We start from the raw sequence: 15,401 nt of genomic DNA on the forward strand, positions 1-15,401 counted from the left end.
CACCCATGCACCGCCCAGTCACTCACCCCAATGGAGTTCCAATGACCGCAACTTCCACTGTCGACTCGCCGTCGGGCCCAAGCAGCAAGCGCGAAGAGCGCCGGGTTCTGGCCGGGACCCTGGTGGGCACCACCATCGAGTGGTACGACTTCTTCATCTTCGCCCAGCTCACCGCCACGCTGCTGGCGCCGTTGTTCCTCTCGCCCCTTGAAAAGTCCAACCCGGGGGTTGCCCAGCTCCTGTCCTTCGCGACCATCGGCATCAGCTTCCTGTTCAGGCCTCTCGGTGCGTTCGTGGCAGGACACCTTGGGGACAAGATGGGACGCAAGGCGGTGCTTGTCATGACGCTGGTCATGATGGGAGCGGCCACCGCGCTCATCGGTGTCCTCCCCACTTACGAGACAATCGGGCTCTGGGCGCCGGTGCTGCTGATCTTCCTGCGTGTTGTCCAAGGGTTCTCCGCCGGTGGCGAATGGGGCGGAGCGGCCCTCATGGCCGTGGAGCACGCACCCATCAAGAAGCGTGGCCTCTTCGGTGCCTACCCGCAGATCGGCGTGCCCATCGGCATGATCCTGGCAACCGGGCTCCTGTTCTTCCTGCAGTCCGGCATGTCAAAGGAGGATTTCGCCTCATGGGGTTGGCGCGTGCCCTTCCTGCTGTCCGTGGTGTTGATCGTGGTCGGTTACCTGATCCGTCGCGCTGTCGGCGAGAGCCCCGTCTTCAAGGAACTTGCCCAGCGCAAGGCTGAGAGCAAGGCACCCCTGGGTGAGCTCTTCCGCAGGAACAAGAAGGAAGTTGTCCTGGCCGCATTGATCTTCATCGCCAACAACGCCGCAGGCTACCTGCTGATTGCCTTCTTTATCTCCTACGCCACCAAGGCGCTGAAGATGCCCACCCCGCAGGTTCTGCTGGCCACCACCATCGCATCCTTCGGCTGGCTCATCTTCACCATGGTGGGCGGTTGGCTCTCGGACAAGATCGGGCGCGTGAAGACGTTCCTGATCGGCTATGGCCTGGTCTTTGCCTGGATGATTCCGATGTTCGCGCTCATCGATTCCAAGGACATCCTGCTCTACGGAACGGCATTGTTCGTGCTGACCATCGGCTTGGGGCTTTCCTACGGACCGATGTCCGCAATGTACGCCGAGATGTTCCCGGCGCAGGTCCGCTACTCGGGCATTTCCATCGGCTATGCCCTCGGTGCCATCCTGGGCGGTGCATTCGCGCCGCTGATCGCCCAGGCTCTACTCGATGCCACCAAGTGGTCGGGGTCGGTGGGCCTCTACATCATGGGCCTGTGCATCATCTCCGCAGTCGGCGTGATCCTGGCCAAGGAGACCCGCGGCAGGCCCTTGGGTTACAGCGTCCACCACTAAAGGCGGTTAACAACAGCGGGTGCGGTCCGGTAGGAGCGCACCCGCTGCTTTTAAGCAGCTGCGTGAGGGGGTCCGACGCCGGCTACTTGCCTCCGGCGGGCCGGGAGCCTTCCAGCATGCTCACGACGTCGGCGTCGGTCAGCTGCTCGAAGCTTTGGTAGAAAGCGCCCACGGCGTGAAATTTACCCGGGGTGTGCAGCGCCATGACAACGTCGCACACCCGTGCCAATGACGTTGACGCTTCCAGGGAGGCCACCGGAACTGCTGCCACCACGGTGCTTGCTCCGCCTGCACGCACGGCCTCCACGGCGGCGCGCATGGTGGCTCCGGTGGCAAGCCCGTCATCTGCCAGGACGACGGTTTTCCGGCGGAGATCGTGGTCGGTGCCCGGGTATTCCTTGGCCCGGCGAAGCAGCTCGGTGCGCTCGTGGGCTTCCACGGCATCGAGCGCGGACTGGGTGATTCCGCGGGTAAGAATGAGGTCCCTCAGGGGTTTGTTAACGATCCGGAGGACATCGCCCCGGGACCACGCCAGTGCACCGAAGGCAGTTTCGTCCCTGCCGGGAATACCCAATTTGCGTACCAATACGGCGCCGAAGGGCAGGTACAGTTCCGCGGCAGCCGCAGCGGCCACAGGGACACCTCCCCGGGCAAGGCCGAGGACGATGGTGTCCGGACGCTCCCTGAGCTGGGGGAGTCCTTCAGCCAGGCGTCGACCGGCTTCTGCCCGGTCCTTGAAACGCATGCCCATCTGCTCCACTTCCACGTCTTCCGTTGCACTCCCAAGCCTACCGTCCACACCTTGCCCGTCGCCGCCGCCACTGAAAGCATGGGTGTGTGAACAAGCCCATCGGATACTGGATCAAAAGGCTGGACGCTGCGCTGGAGATTCAGCTGGATCGCACGTTGGCGCGGATCAAGCTCACCCGCCGCCAGTGGCAGACACTTGCCACGTTGGCTGATGGTGCGATGCTTCCGGACCAGCTCGAGGAAGCGTTGCAGCCTCTGTGGGGAGGCGATGTCCGCCTGCGCGAGCGGGAACTCGCTGCCCTGGTTGGCCATGGCATGATCACCATGATCGATGACCGCCTGGCGCTCAGTGATCGTGGGCGGGAAAAGTACCATGAGGCCCAGCGGCTGGTGGAAGACGCACGCCATGACCTTTCAATGGGCATCGGCATCGATGAGTACGCCATGGCCCTGAGCGTCCTGGAGCGCATGAGCCTCAATGCTGAGCGGCTGGCCCGCTAAGAGGCCGGCCGCCCAGCATCGGAGAGGGTTAGACCCCCAGGAATTCGATGGCGGCGTCCTTGAACGCCCGGCTGGTGATCACGTTGGTATGCGTGCGCCCCGGAATGACCAGGGTCTCCACCATCCCGCCGCCCGTGGCAGCCATGGAGGCCAAATCCGGCATGGTTGCCGCCCGTTCGTCCTTTTCGCCGGCGACAAGCAGCAGCGGCATGCGGGGCGCCGCCTCTGCAGGGTCGAAGGGTTCGCCCTTGATGGCTTCAATGAGCGACAACATGGCGAACAAATTGTTGCTGGGCAGCATCTGTGCCATCTTCAACAGCCCGTTCGTGGATTCGTCGTCGATGGGCGTGCCATCGGCGAGGTGCCGTTGGGCGGCCGCGAGGTCGAAGGCCGCCAGCGGATCCTTCGCGCTTGGTCCGCCCAGGACGATCCTGTGGACAAGGTCCGGCTGCGTCGCACCAAATTCCCATGCCAACCGGGAGCCGAGCGAATAACCGATCACGTCAAGGCCAGTGGAAGGGTCCCCGTTGCGCAAGGGGCGGGCGCCGGCGTCGCTCACTATTTGCAGGAGGTCCGCGCGGATCCTGCTGGGCGTGTACGAGTCCAGGTCCTCAGGGGAGTGGCTCCGGCCGTGGCCGGGCAAATCCACCGTGATGACCCGGCGTCCGGCGTCCTGGAGGGTAGTGATCCACCCGCTGTCGGCCCAGTTCAACTTGCTGGAGGAGGAGAAGCCGTGGATCAGCAGGACGGGCCGCAGTCCGGCGTCGGCGGTTGGCTCATGAACCTCGACGAACAGTCCGGGGTCCGTGCCTTCCACGGTGTGCCTCTGTTCCACGGTGTGCCTGCCGGTCATCATGTCAGTCCTCATCGAGTACGGCGCTCAGGCGGACCCGGCGCTTGGGTGCTTCGTCCTTCGGAACGGTGCCCACGATTCCGGCGGTGTCATCCGGAACCTCGAACACGATCAGCGGTGCGCCAACGTTGATGGTTTCACCCGGCGCACCGTGAATACGGACCACTTTACCCGCCTGGGGGCTCGGCAATTCGAGTGCCGACTTGCTGGTTTCCAGCTCAACGATGGGTTGGTTGCGTTCCACCTGCTGTCCGGGCTCCACCAACCAGTCCAGCACCGTGGCCTCGATGAGGCCTTCGCCCAAATCCGGAAGCGGGAAGGAAATTTCAGCCACGGCGGTACTCCAATACGCGTTGGATCCCAAAGAGGATGCGGTCGATGTTAGGGATGTATTCGTCCTCCAGGTCACCGGAGGGGTAGGGGACGTCAAAGCCGGTGACGCGCTCCACTGGCGCCTTCAGCGTTGCGAAGCAGCTTTGCGTAATCAGCTGGGCGATTTCGGCGCCAAGGCCTGAGGTCAGGGGCGCTTCATGGACGACGACGGCGCGCCGCGTCTTTCCCACGGACCTCGCCAGGGCCTCGGTGTCGATGGGCTTGAGCCAGCGCAGGTCAAGGACTTCGACGTCGATGCCGTCCTCGGCGGCGAGCTCGGCCACCTGCAGGCAACGGGACACCATGGCACCCCAGGCCACCAGCGTCAGGTGCCGGCCTTCCTTGGCCACGCGGGCTCCGGTGAGGGATCCGTCGTCGGCCGGGGTGGCGTCCATCGGTCCCTTTTGCCAGTAGCGCGACTTGGGTTCCATGAAGATCACGGGGTCCGGGCGGGCGGCCGCGTACTTGAGCAAGTGGTAGGCGTCGTGCGGGTTCGAGGGGGAGACCACCTTGAGTCCCGGTACGTGCGCAAACAAGGCTTCGAGGCTTTCGCCGTGGTGTTCGGGGGCGCGGATGCCGCCAAAGCTGGGCACACGCAGGGTGATGGGCATGGGCAGGGTCCCACGGCTGCGGTAGTTCATCCGGCCAATCTGGCAGACGATCTGGTTGATGGCCGGATAGGCGAAGCCATCGAACTGAACCTCGGGGATGGGGTGGAAACCGGCCATGGCCAGGCCCACGGACATGCCAAGGATGCCCGACTCCGCCAGCGGGGTGTCGAAGGCGCGGTCCTCCCCGTGCTTGGCCTGGAGGCCGTCCGTGATGCGGAAGACGCCGCCCAAGCGGCCGCAGTCTTCGCCGAAGATGACGGACTTGGGGTTTTCGGCCAGCACTTCGTCCAGGGCGCGGTTTAGCGCCTGCTGCATGGAAAGCTGTTCAATCTGTGATGCCGCGGTTTCGGTGCCGGGAACTGCGGTCATGGTCTTAGACATGTTCGGACTCCTCGCGCCACGCGGTGGCCTGGGATTGAAGGGCAGGAGTTGGTTCCTGGAAGACCATGCTGAACATTTCGGCGCCTGGACGGGGGCCCAAATCCTGGATCCCCTTACGGATGGCTTCCACCTCTTCCTCTGCCTGCCGCTGGGCCTGGGCAAAGAAGTTCTCGTCGGCCACGCCGTCGGACAGGAGTCGCTTCCTGAACTGCTCAAGAGGGTCTTCGCCGGCGTCCAGGCGTTCCTCCTCCAGGGTGCGGTAGCGGCCCGGGTCATCCGCGGTGGAATGTGGCCCACGCCGATACGTCATGGCTTCGATAACTACGGGCCCGTTGCCGTGACGGCAGTGGGCGAAGGCTGAGCGGGTGGCTTCAAAGACGGCCACCACATCGTTGCCATCAACCTGCAGGGCAGGCATGCCGTATCCGGCAGCCCTGGCGGCAACCGATCCTCCTGCCACCTGGCGTTCGGTGGGGACGGAAATGGCCCAACCGTTGTTCTGGATGAAGAACACCACGGGTGCCTTCATGACGGCGGCGAAGTTCATGGCCTCGTGGACGTCGCCCTGGGAGGAAGCGCCGTCGCCGAAGTAGGTCATGGCCACACCCGTCTCCCCACCAGTGCCGGCAAGCGTCTGGCCGTGTGCCCAGCCAACGGCGTGGAGGACCGAGCCGGCCACCACGGCCTGGATCGGGGCGAACCGGGATTCCACCGGGTTGTACATTCCGCCATGCCATGTGGCCTTGTGGGTGGACATGTAGCCCACCATGTCCAGGTCCATGGCCCGGGCGACACCCATCTCACGGTAGGTGGGGAACACGAAGTCCCGGGAGCGGTCCACGACGTAGCCGCTGCCAACCTGGGCTGCTTCCTGGCCCAGTTCCGGCGCGTAACCCGGGATGATGCCCTGGCGCTGCCATGCCACCGCTGAGGTGTCCAAATGCCGGACCGCTGCCATCAGGGTGTAGAGCTCGCGGAGTTGATGGTGGTTGAGCGGGGCAGCGTCGTCATCGACGGCTGCCAGTGCGGGTTTGGTCGTCATGGCTGTGACCCTAGTCACCGAAGTAGTGCCTTCGCAATAAGCACAGTCTCGACGGAACACTTTGTACAAGTTGAATAAAAGAAGAAGCCCTGCACAGTACAAACTGTGCAGGGCTTCTCAAATGTTAGTAGCAGGAGGTTAGTCCACGCGGTGCTCTGCTTTTCCCGCCTTGGCCTTGGCGTTGAGGAAGCAACCCGCGGCGATGACCAGGATGAGGATGAAGGTACCGATCAGCTGGCCGGCGCTCTCAGGGTTGGCGAAGCCCACCACGAAGATGATGCCCAGAAGGACCAGCCCCAGGATGGTGAGGTAGGGGAAGCCCTTCATGCGCAGGGGCAGCTCCGTACCCTCGCGGTCGGCCCTGCGGCGCAGGATGAACTGGGAAACCAGCGCGGTGCCCCAGACCACGAGGCAGGTGGAGCCCACCAGGTTAAGGAGGGCGGGCAGGATCTTCTCCGGGAACAGCAGTTCCAGGATGGTGGCGATGAAGCCGAAAGCCACTGAGATTACGACGGCGGCAACGGGCACCTTGGCGCCGTTCAGCTTCGAGAGGAGCCGGGGCGCCTCTCCGCGCTCGGAAAGGGAGAAGATCATTCGGGAAGCGCCGTACAGGTTGGCGTTCAGGGCAGAGAGCAGCGCCACCACAGCCACCAGGGTGATGGCTGTTCCTGCGCCGGGAATCCCGGCGATGTCGAGCACTCCGGCGAACGGGGACTTCAAGCCGTCCGAGCCCACGGGGAGAATCGCAGCAATGACGAAGACGGAGCCGATGTAGAAGACCAGGATGCGCCATACCACCGTGCGGATGGCCTTGCCCACGCTGTGCGCGGGGTTCTCGGTCTCCGCAGCTGCCACACTGACGATTTCCGTTCCGCCGAATGCGAAGATCACAACGAACAGGGCCGCCGCCATTCCGCCGATGCCGTGGGGTGCGAAGTCACTGAAAGCCGAGAAGCCGGGGGAGGGGACGTTTGGAAGCCAGCCAAAGAGCAGGGCCGCGCCGATGAGCAGGAAGATGACGATTGCCGCAACCTTGAGGATGGCGAACCAGAACTCGAATTCGCCGAAGTTCCGGACGCCCACCAGGTTGATTCCGGTAAAGACCACCATGAAGACAAGTGCCAGGACCCAAACGGGGATGACTGGCCAGACGGAGAAGAGCAGCCCTGCCGCTCCCAATGCTTCTGCGGCGATGACGACCACCAGTTGGAGCCACCAGAGCCAGCCGATGGTTCCACCCGCGGTCTTGCCCATGGCCTTTTCCGCATAGACGGAAAAAGCGCCGCTGTTCGGGTTGGCGGCCGCCATCTCACCAAGGGCCCACATCACCAGGATGATGAGCGTGCCCGCAATGAGGTAGGAAATGAGGACGGCAGGCCCTGCGGCCTGTACGCCTGCGCCTGAGCCCAGGAAGAGGCCCGCGCCGATGGCGCTGCCGAGCCCCATCATGGTCAATTGCCGCGGTTTGAGCGAATGGCCGAGGCCTGAAGTTGCTGCAGGAGCCGCGATGGACTTCGTTGTCATACGTGTCTACCTTCTATGGATTGCATGCTGGTTTGGCGTGCCCGCTTCATGGGCTGGGCAAGCGGGCGTCGACGACGCAGCAAGAGCCGTGGAATAATTCTCGCAGTTTGTAAGATACATCACTTTTTGCTTAGGCGATGTGATGGGTAGGGATCCCCGGGGACAGGAACTTTGATGCTGGTCGATGCGCTTGATGCAAAAATTGTACGTTTCTTCACTGATTCGCCGCGATCTTCCGTGCTGGAGGCCTCCCGCGTACTCAGGGTTGCGCGGGCCACGGTGCAGTCCCGGATTGACCGGATGATAGAAAACGGGGTCATCGGTTCGTGGGTTCCGCAACCGGACCCCGCCAACTTCGGCTTCCCGGTAGTGGCGTTCTGCTCCGTCACCATTACCCAGGAGATTGGCCACGACGCCATCATCGAGAGCCTCAGCGCCATCCCGGAAATCATCGAAGTCCACACGGTGACAGGGAATTCCGACCTCATGGTCCGGATTGCTGCGCGCTCCAATCCAGACATGCAAAGGGTCCTGGATGCCATGATCGCCACCAAATCCGTGGTCCGCTGCTCCTCGGTGATAGTGCTCAACAGCCACATCCAGGGACGCACCCTGCCCCTGCTGGAGGCGGCGGCAAAGTCGATGTGACGCAAGGCATTTTGCCAAGCGCCTTCCGAGTCGTACCATTAGTTCTAGTCAACATGACTTTAACTACTGCGGTCCCGGTCCAAGGGATCGTTACAGACGGCGACGAAGCGAGGTGAACGCCGTGAATCCCAGCTCCGCCAACGTCGCCGAAAGGCGGCTCGCACCGCCGTCGCTGGCTATTTCCACGGTGATTTTCGCCCTCCGCCCCAGCGAGAAATCCGGGCGTCCCACCCTCTGGCTTCCTTTGGTCCGAAGGATCCGTGAGCCCTACAAAGACATGTGGGCCCTCCCGGGAGGCCCCCTGGCCCATGACGAATCGCTGCAGGATGCCGCATCCCGCAACCTGCGCGAGACTACCGGCCTGACACCCCATTACCTCGAACAGCTCTACGCCTTCGGTGGACTCCACCGTTCACCCACCCAGCGGGTCGTCTCCATTGTGTACTGGGCCCTGGTCCAGCCCACCGAAGCTGCGCTCGCCGACGAATCCGAGAATGTGCGCTGGTTCCGGGCAGACAAGGTGGGCGAGCTCGCCTTCGACCACAACGCAATCGTCGAGTACGCCTTGTGGCGGCTGCGCAACAAGATGGCCTACGGGTCCATTGCCTACCACCTGCTGGGGGAGTACTTCACCCTCGCCCAAGTCCGCGAAGTCTACGAAGCGGTGCTGGACCGCCAACTCGACCCCGCGAACTTCCGCAGACACATCAAAGCTGCACCGGAAATAGAAGAAACCGGTGAATACCTCCAGGGCGGAAAACACCGTCCCCCACGCCTCTACCGCTTTACCGGCACACCCGGCCTCGGGCCAGATAACAGGAGCACACCATGAGCAGCGTCAACACCGCCGTCCAGCTGATCACCCGCGAGGAAGCCGAGAAGGGCCTCTCCCGCGCGGGCTCAACCTGCAGCCCGGCATTGGCCAGGGGCCCATGGGAGTACGACCTCGCCGAAGCCCTTGCCGGCCAGCCTGCCTACGGCCCGGGTGCCTCCAGCAGCGACGTCGCGCCCAAAGCCACGCCGCGCCAGGGCCAGTTGCCGGAGGAGTACAAGAAAGCCAGCGATGCCGAACTCGACATCCGCATCCGCGCCGCCAAAGCGACACTCGGGGACCGCGCCGTCATTCTGGGCCACTTCTACCAGCGCGATGAGGTCATCCAGTACGCCGATTTCGTCGGCGACTCCTTCCAGCTGGCCAACGCGGCCCTCACCAAGCCGGACGCCGAAGCCATCATCTTCTGCGGCGTGCACTTCATGGCCGAGACCGCCGACATCCTCTCCACTGTGGAGCAGGCGGTGATCCTGCCCAACCTCGCGGCCGGATGCTCCATGGCAGACATGGCGGACGAGGACTCGGTAGAAGAGTGCTGGGAGCAGCTTGAGGAAATCTTCGGCACTGAACCTGACGCATCAGGCCGGGTACCGGTCATCCCGGTGACCTACATGAACTCTTCTGCGGCGCTGAAGGCGTTCTGCGGACGCAATGGTGGCATTGTCTGCACGTCATCGAACGCCAAAGTGGTCCTGGAATGGGCCTTCGAGCGGGGCCAGCGAGTCCTGTTCTTCCCTGACCAGCACCTGGGCCGCAACACGGCCAAGGCGTTGGGCGTTCCGCTCGAGCAGATGCCCATGTGGAATCCCCGCAAGGAACTGGGCGGCAATGACGAACAGACCCTGCTGGACTCCCGCGTCATCCTCTGGCACGGTTTTTGCTCCGTCCACAAGCGCTTCAACGTGGGCCAGATCGAGAAAGCCCGCCAGGACTTCCCCGGCGTCAACGTGATCGTGCACCCTGAATGCCCCATGGAGGTAGTGGACGCGGCCGACTCCGCGGGCTCCACCGACTTCATCAAGAAGGCCATAGCTGCCGCCACCGAGCCCACCACCTTTGCCATCGGCACCGAGATCAACATGGTGAACAGGTTGGCCGCGGAAAACCCGCAGCACACCATCTTCTGCCTGGATCCCGTCATCTGCCCGTGCTCCACGATGTACCGCATCCACCCCGGCTACCTGGCATGGGTGCTTGAGGAGCTGGTCGAGGGCCGCATCGTCAACCGCATCACCGTGGACGACGCCGTACAGGACAACGCCAAGATTGCCCTGGAACGCATGCTGGCAGCCAAGCCGGCCTAGCCAGTCCGGCACACCACACTTAGCCGAATCGAGCCCCACATGACTACAGAGAGCCTGACCGAAGGTCCCGCGCGCGGGCGTTTGATCGTCGTCGGAAGCGGCATTGCCGGCCTATACTCTGCCCTGCTCGCTGCGGAGGCCGGTACGGAAGCGGTGCTGCTGACCAAAGGCGCGCTGGCAGAGAGCAATACCTATTACGCACAGGGAGGGATCTCCGCTGTGCTGGATGAACCAGCTCCCGGTGACACCGTGGCTGCCCACATCGCCGATACCCTCCGCGCTGGCGCCGGCCACTGCAACGAAGAGGCAGTGCGCGTGCTCTGCACGGAAGCGCGGTTGGACATCGCCGGGCTGGGGCGGTTCGGCGTGCGTTTTGACCTTGACGACGACGGCGACCCGGCACTTGGGCTCGAAGCCGCACATTCGGCTCCCCGGATCCTGCATGCGGGCGGCGACGCCACAGGCGCAGCAGTTGCCGCCGCGCTGATCAGGACCGTGCTCGACTTCCAGGCCCAGGGCAGGATCCAAGTGGTCGGACACGCCCATGTCACAGCCCTTGCCCACGATGCCGGCCGCGTCGTGGGGGTCAACTACCTTCACGAGGGGCGGGCGCTCGATGTCCGCGGTGACGCCGTGCTGCTTGCCACCGGAGGGGCCGGGCAGTTGTTCGCCCAAACCACCAATCCCTCGGTGGCTACGGCGGACGGACTTGCACTTGCCTGGCGTGCCGGAGCTGCCGTGGCGGATCTCGAGTTCTTCCAGTTCCACCCCACTTGCATGGTTCCTGGCGGAGCCGCACGCGCAGCCGAGGGCGGCGCCCACCCGCTGCTGATCTCCGAGGCCGTCCGCGGCGAAGGCGCCATCCTTGTTGACGCCAACGGTTACCGCTTCATGCCCAGTTACCATCCCGATGCCGAACTTGCCCCGCGTGACGTCGTGTCCCGCAGCATTGCCCTGCACCTGGCCGGGCTCGGCGACCCCAACGGTCACGTGTTCCTCGACGCCACCGTCATTGAGGAACTGCGCGGCGCGGGATTCCTGGAGAAGCGCTTCCCGACGCTGAGCCACCACACCCGCCAAGCCGGGGTGGACTGGACCAGGGAACTGGTTCCCGTGGCACCGGCGGCACATTATTGGATGGGTGGGGTGGCCACGGATCTCTTCGGCCGGACTTCCGTGCCCGGACTGCTGGCTGCAGGCGAGGTTGCCTGCACCGGAGTCCAAGGCGGCAATCGGCTGGCCAGCAACTCCCTGCTTGAAGGGCTCGTGTTCGGGCGCCGGGCTGTGAGTGCGTTCCTGGGGTCGGCGGACGCGCTCCCTCTGCGTGCTGGCTCGGCCGCGGGCGGCCTCCCTCTTACGCACGCTGCCGGGACCCCGACCGCCGCTAAGGCGACAACGGCGGTGTCGGGAACTCTGAAACTGCCGAAAGATCCGGCACCTGCGGCCGGGTTCTCGAGGGCGGCCATGCAGCGGCTGATGACCGCAAAGGCCGGGGTGCTCCGCAGTGGGGTCTTGCTGGCGGAAGCTGAGGCTGCGCTGGAGGCGTGGGCCGAGGGCGGGTTGTCCTTGGACGTTCCTGATTCCCTTGAGGTGCGCGAGCACGAGGATGCCGACCTTCTTCTGGCGGCCCGGTTGCTCGTGTGTGCGGCGCGGGAGCGGCGTGAGTCCCTGGGGGCGCACTACCGCAGCGACAGCGTGCCCGAAGCAGCCGCCGTCGACGATTTTGACAAGCGTTACACCATGAGCCCGAAAGCGAGCCTCGTCCATGACTAACCTGACCCTCCCCGCGGCACCTGTACGGGACATCCTGGAAAGGGCCTTTGCCGAGGACGCGCCCAGTGGGGACATTACTTCCCAGCTGCTCATCCCGGCCGGAGCACGGGCCGTTGCCGTCCTCAACGCGCGCGTCCCGGGCGTGTTCAGCGGCGGGACCGTCTTCCGCGACGCCATGAAGACCGTAGACCCGGACACTGACGTCGAGTTACTGCTCGCCGATGGCGAGGCTTTCGACGCCGGAACACACCTCGCCCGCGTCAGCGGCACTGCGCGTTCGGTGCTGATGGCCGAACGGGTGGGGCTGAACCTGGTCCAGCGCATGAGCGCGATCGCCACCAAGACCGCGGAATTCGTCAGGCTGGTGGAAGGAACCCGTGCCCGGATCACGGACACCAGGAAGACCACCCCCGGGCTGCGGGTGCTGGAACGCTACGCAGTGCGCTGCGGTGGGGGAGCAAACCACCGCTACAGCCTTTCCGACGCCGTGCTGGCCAAGGACAACCACCTGGCCGTCATGACCGGTGGGGACGCAGGCAAACTGACCGAACTGCTGATTGCTGCCAAGGCGCAGCTTGGCCACACAACACACTTCGAGGTGGAAGTGGACAGCGCGGAACAGATCGAACCCGTGCTGGCCGCAGGCGTGGACACCATCATGCTGGACAACTTCACCCTGGAAGAGCTCCGGGCCGGCGTGAAGCAGGTTGATGGCCGGGCCATCGTGGAAGCCAGCGGCAACGTCACCCTCGAGACCGTCACCGGCATTGCCGCGGCAGGGGTGGACGTCATTTCCATCGGCGGCCTGACCCACAGCGTGAACGCCCTGGACCTTGGCCTGGACATCGAACTCACGCAGGGACTGTACTGAAAGCCCTCCTGACATGATCTTCCTCGACGCCGCCGCAACCACGCCCGTCCGCCGCGAGGTACTCGAAGCCATGTGGCCGTACCTGAGCGGTGAGTTCGGCAACCCCTCGAGCCACCACACCCTGGGCGAAGCAGCGGCGACGGCGCTGGCCGAGGCACGTGCCGGCGTCGCGAAGGTCTTCAACTGCCGTCCCGGAGAGGTCACCTTCACCTCCGGCGGCACGGAGGCGGACAACCTTGCCGTCAAGGGCATCGCCTTGGCCCGGCAGGAGGCGGATCCCACACTGAACCGCGTGGTGATCAGCGCCATCGAGCATCCTGCAGTGGAGGAGTCGGCGCGATACCTGGAAAGGGTCCACGGCTTTGCAGTGGACGTGGTGCCGGTAGACGGGGACGGACTGGTGACCGTGGAGGCCTTGCGCAGCCTTCTTCGGCCTGAGACCGCGCTGGTCAGCATCATGTACGCGAACAATGAGATCGGGACAGTTCAGCCCATCGCTGCGCTCGCGGCCGTCGCACACGCGTCAGGCGTTCCCTTCCACACCGATGCAGTACAGGCCGCCGGATGGTGTCCGCTGGACGTCAAGGAACTTGGCGTGGATGCCCTGAGCATCTCCGCGCACAAGCTGGGCGCGCCCAAAGGTTCCGGTGCCCTCTTCGCCAGAGGCCGCCTGCGGATCGAGCCGCTCATGCACGGTGGAGGGCAGGAGCGGGGCAAACGCTCGGGGACGGAGAACGTGGCAGGGGCAGTTGCGCTATCCACGGCACTGGCACTCTCCAACGCCGAACAGCCTGAACAGGCGCCCCGGGTAGCTCAGCTCCGGGACAAGTTCATCAGGGGCGTCCTGGACGCTGTGCCGGACGCCGTGCTGACAGGACACCCCAGCCGCCGCCTGCCATCGGTGGCATCCTTCTGCTTCCCGGGAACCAGCGGTGAATCCGTGCTGCTCGAACTTGAGCGGCTGGGAGTCGTGTGCTCCAGCGGTTCGGCATGTGCTGCTGGATCCGATGCACCATCGCCGGTATTGGTGGCGTTGGGCATCGCCCCCGAAACGGCCCAGACGGCGGTTCGTTTCAGCTTCACCTCAAACATTTCCGACGCCGACCTGGAGGCGGCCGCCGCAGCCGTGGAGACCGCCGTCGGGCGTGTCAGGAACCTGGCAGCCCCCCAAGCGGGCTGACGTCAGGAACCGGCGTCTGCTAAACGTGCCGCGCCCTGCGGAAAATCCAGTGGCGCAGCAGCGTAAAGCGGACGGCGGTAGCCACAAAGCCGGACAACGTGGTGGTCCAGAGTTCCTCGGCAACGCTGGCTTCCGGCTTGAACAGATGCAGCACGCCCAGGCTGCCGCCGGTGATGAGCAGCGCAATGCCAATTACCATCAGCCCGCTCACGTGGTCACGGGCACGTTTCTTGCTGCCTGTGATCTTGAACGTCAGGCGGCGGTTCAGAGCCGTGTTCATCAGTGACGTCAGGATCAGCGCCACGGCGTTCGCCAGTTGTGGATCGATCAAGGGGCGCAGCAGGGCGTAGATGGCCAGGGAGGTTCCCGTGCAGACGATTCCGACGCCGGTGAAGCGGATCAATTGCCGCACCACGGGGTATTTCAGGAGGCCGCGATGCCGTTTGCGGGGTGGCTTTTGCGGGGGAGACGGCAGCAGCCCTGTGGCATCCGCAGCTGTCTCCATGGGCTTAAGCCTGACACACTATCCCGGCAGTTCCTCCCAGGAAGCGCCTGTGACGGGGTTGCTGAGCTCGCCGATTCCCTCTACGCGGCACACCACGGTGTCGCCGGGATGGAGGCGTGCGCTTTCGGCCGGGAAGCCTGTGAGGACCAAGTCGCCGGGCTGGAGCGTCATGAACGAGGTCAGGTAGACGAGGATCTCATCCACCTTCCAGCCAAGATCGGCGGTACTGGCGCTCTTCAGTGCTCTTCCGTTATGTACGATCCCGATTCCCAGCTGTGAGTGGTCCACGTCAGTAACGATCCACGGGCCCGCAGGGGTGAAAGTGTCCTGGCTCTTGGCGCTGATCCACAGTTCATCGCTTTTCTGCAGGTCTCTGGCGGAGACATCATTGCCGATGGTGAACCCCAGGATCGCGGAGCCGGCGTTCTCCAGGGTCAGGCCCCGTGCAGCACGGCCCACCACGATGGTCAGTTCGGCTTCAGGATCCACATGGCCGATGTTTCTGCTGAGCTGGATCGCCGCATCGGGGCCGATCACGCTTGAAGCCGCTTTGTGGAAAGCCTGCGGAGGCAGCTCACGCCCGGGCTGCCCGGTGTTGTGGGCCATGCCCAGGACATTGACGGGCACCGAGGGCGCAAGGAACGTGAAAGCTTCCTCGGGAACTTCCGCGCCCAGCTCCCATCCGGTGCGCTCCGGGCTGGAGGCATTGGCCCGGGAGGAGGGAAAGGGGGAGTCAATGAGGGACCACGTTTTTCCCTTCTCCGAGCTGAAGTCCAAGGCATCGTTCGCGACGAAGAAGTGCTCGTCCGGGGAAGCGTGATCGAGCGGGCGGACACGGGCGATACGGCGGGGAAGGGAGACAGTCATGATGACATCCT

Annotated in this window: 16 protein-coding genes; 8 read left to right on the forward strand and 8 right to left on the reverse strand. The window is 64.4% G+C overall.

The window, feature by feature from the left end:
• Nucleotides 1–41: 41 nt before the first annotated feature.
• Complete coding sequence (locus AB0N72_RS12335) at nucleotides 42–1,376, forward strand: MFS transporter (protein ID WP_363930671.1); 1,335 nt, start codon at nucleotides 42–44, stop codon at nucleotides 1,374–1,376.
• Nucleotides 1,377–1,458: 82 nt separating this feature from the next.
• Here the strand turns inward: AB0N72_RS12335 and AB0N72_RS12340 are convergent, their stop codons facing one another.
• Nucleotides 1,459–2,127 carry a phosphoribosyltransferase family protein gene (locus tag AB0N72_RS12340; protein WP_363930769.1) on the reverse strand — a complete coding sequence of 223 codons (669 nt, stop codon included), beginning with the start codon at nucleotides 2,125–2,127 and terminating at the stop codon, nucleotides 1,459–1,461.
• An 86-nt stretch (nucleotides 2,128–2,213) separates the two neighbouring features.
• Between AB0N72_RS12340 and AB0N72_RS12345 the strand changes: the two genes are divergently transcribed.
• Nucleotides 2,214–2,627, forward strand: coding sequence for a MarR family transcriptional regulator (locus AB0N72_RS12345; protein WP_363930672.1), 414 nt, complete (start codon nucleotides 2,214–2,216; stop codon nucleotides 2,625–2,627).
• A gap of 28 nt (nucleotides 2,628–2,655) precedes the next feature.
• On the opposite strand, the gene AB0N72_RS12350 is transcribed toward AB0N72_RS12345, so the two are convergent.
• From AB0N72_RS12350 to AB0N72_RS12370, 5 genes are all read right to left on the reverse strand, one after another.
• Entirely contained in the window at nucleotides 2,656–3,483 is an 828-nt protein-coding gene (locus AB0N72_RS12350; RefSeq protein ID WP_363930673.1) for an alpha/beta fold hydrolase, read from the reverse strand.
• A gap of 1 nt (nucleotide 3,484) precedes the next feature.
• Complete coding sequence (locus tag AB0N72_RS12355; protein WP_018776287.1) at nucleotides 3,485–3,814, reverse strand: biotin/lipoyl-containing protein; 330 nt, start codon at nucleotides 3,812–3,814, stop codon at nucleotides 3,485–3,487.
• The gene (locus AB0N72_RS12360) at nucleotides 3,807–4,844 is read right to left on the reverse strand and encodes an alpha-ketoacid dehydrogenase subunit beta (protein ID WP_363930674.1); all 1,038 of its coding nucleotides are present in this window, start codon (nucleotides 4,842–4,844) and stop codon (nucleotides 3,807–3,809) included. The genes AB0N72_RS12355 and AB0N72_RS12360 overlap by 8 nt, the downstream gene beginning before the upstream one ends.
• Nucleotides 4,837–5,886, reverse strand: coding sequence for a thiamine pyrophosphate-dependent enzyme (locus AB0N72_RS12365; RefSeq protein WP_363930675.1), 1,050 nt, complete (start codon nucleotides 5,884–5,886; stop codon nucleotides 4,837–4,839). Before AB0N72_RS12365 ends, AB0N72_RS12360 begins: the two co-directional genes overlap by 8 nt.
• A 138-nt stretch (nucleotides 5,887–6,024) precedes the next feature.
• Nucleotides 6,025–7,410, reverse strand: coding sequence for an amino acid permease (locus AB0N72_RS12370; RefSeq protein ID WP_363930676.1), 1,386 nt, complete (start codon nucleotides 7,408–7,410; stop codon nucleotides 6,025–6,027).
• Nucleotides 7,411–7,584: 174 nt separating this feature from the next.
• Between AB0N72_RS12370 and AB0N72_RS12375 the strand changes: the two genes are divergently transcribed.
• From AB0N72_RS12375 to AB0N72_RS12400, 6 genes are all read left to right on the forward strand, one after another.
• On the forward strand, nucleotides 7,585–8,058 hold the full coding sequence (locus AB0N72_RS12375) for an Lrp/AsnC ligand binding domain-containing protein (protein WP_363930677.1): 474 nt from the start codon (nucleotides 7,585–7,587) through the stop codon (nucleotides 8,056–8,058).
• 112 nt (nucleotides 8,059–8,170) lie between these two features.
• Nucleotides 8,171–8,890, forward strand: coding sequence for an NUDIX domain-containing protein (locus tag AB0N72_RS12380; protein WP_363930678.1), 720 nt, complete (start codon nucleotides 8,171–8,173; stop codon nucleotides 8,888–8,890).
• Nucleotides 8,887–10,194, forward strand: coding sequence for a quinolinate synthase NadA (gene nadA, locus AB0N72_RS12385; RefSeq protein WP_363930679.1), 1,308 nt, complete (start codon nucleotides 8,887–8,889; stop codon nucleotides 10,192–10,194). The genes AB0N72_RS12380 and nadA overlap by 4 nt, the downstream gene beginning before the upstream one ends.
• A 39-nt stretch (nucleotides 10,195–10,233) precedes the next feature.
• Entirely contained in the window at nucleotides 10,234–11,967 is a 1,734-nt protein-coding gene (locus AB0N72_RS12390; RefSeq protein ID WP_363930680.1) for an FAD-binding protein, read from the forward strand.
• On the forward strand, nucleotides 11,960–12,838 hold the full coding sequence (gene nadC, locus AB0N72_RS12395) for a carboxylating nicotinate-nucleotide diphosphorylase (protein ID WP_363930681.1): 879 nt from the start codon (nucleotides 11,960–11,962) through the stop codon (nucleotides 12,836–12,838). The genes AB0N72_RS12390 and nadC overlap by 8 nt, the downstream gene beginning before the upstream one ends.
• 13 nt (nucleotides 12,839–12,851) lie before the next feature.
• Nucleotides 12,852–14,018, forward strand: a complete 1,167-nt coding sequence (locus AB0N72_RS12400) for a cysteine desulfurase family protein (protein ID WP_363930682.1) — start codon at nucleotides 12,852–12,854, stop codon at nucleotides 14,016–14,018.
• 19 nt (nucleotides 14,019–14,037) lie between these two features.
• On the opposite strand, the gene AB0N72_RS12405 is transcribed toward AB0N72_RS12400, so the two are convergent.
• The gene (locus AB0N72_RS12405) at nucleotides 14,038–14,523 is read right to left on the reverse strand and encodes a GtrA family protein (protein ID WP_363930683.1); all 486 of its coding nucleotides are present in this window, start codon (nucleotides 14,521–14,523) and stop codon (nucleotides 14,038–14,040) included.
• A gap of 18 nt (nucleotides 14,524–14,541) precedes the next feature.
• A complete protein-coding gene (locus tag AB0N72_RS12410) occupies nucleotides 14,542–15,390 on the reverse strand; it encodes a fumarylacetoacetate hydrolase family protein (protein ID WP_363930684.1) in 849 nt (282 codons plus the stop codon).
• Nucleotides 15,391–15,401: the final 11 nt, after the last annotated feature.

The organism is Paenarthrobacter sp. NPDC089307 (genome assembly GCF_040685055.1).
Taxonomy (GTDB): Bacteria; Actinomycetota; Actinomycetes; order Actinomycetales; family Micrococcaceae; genus Arthrobacter.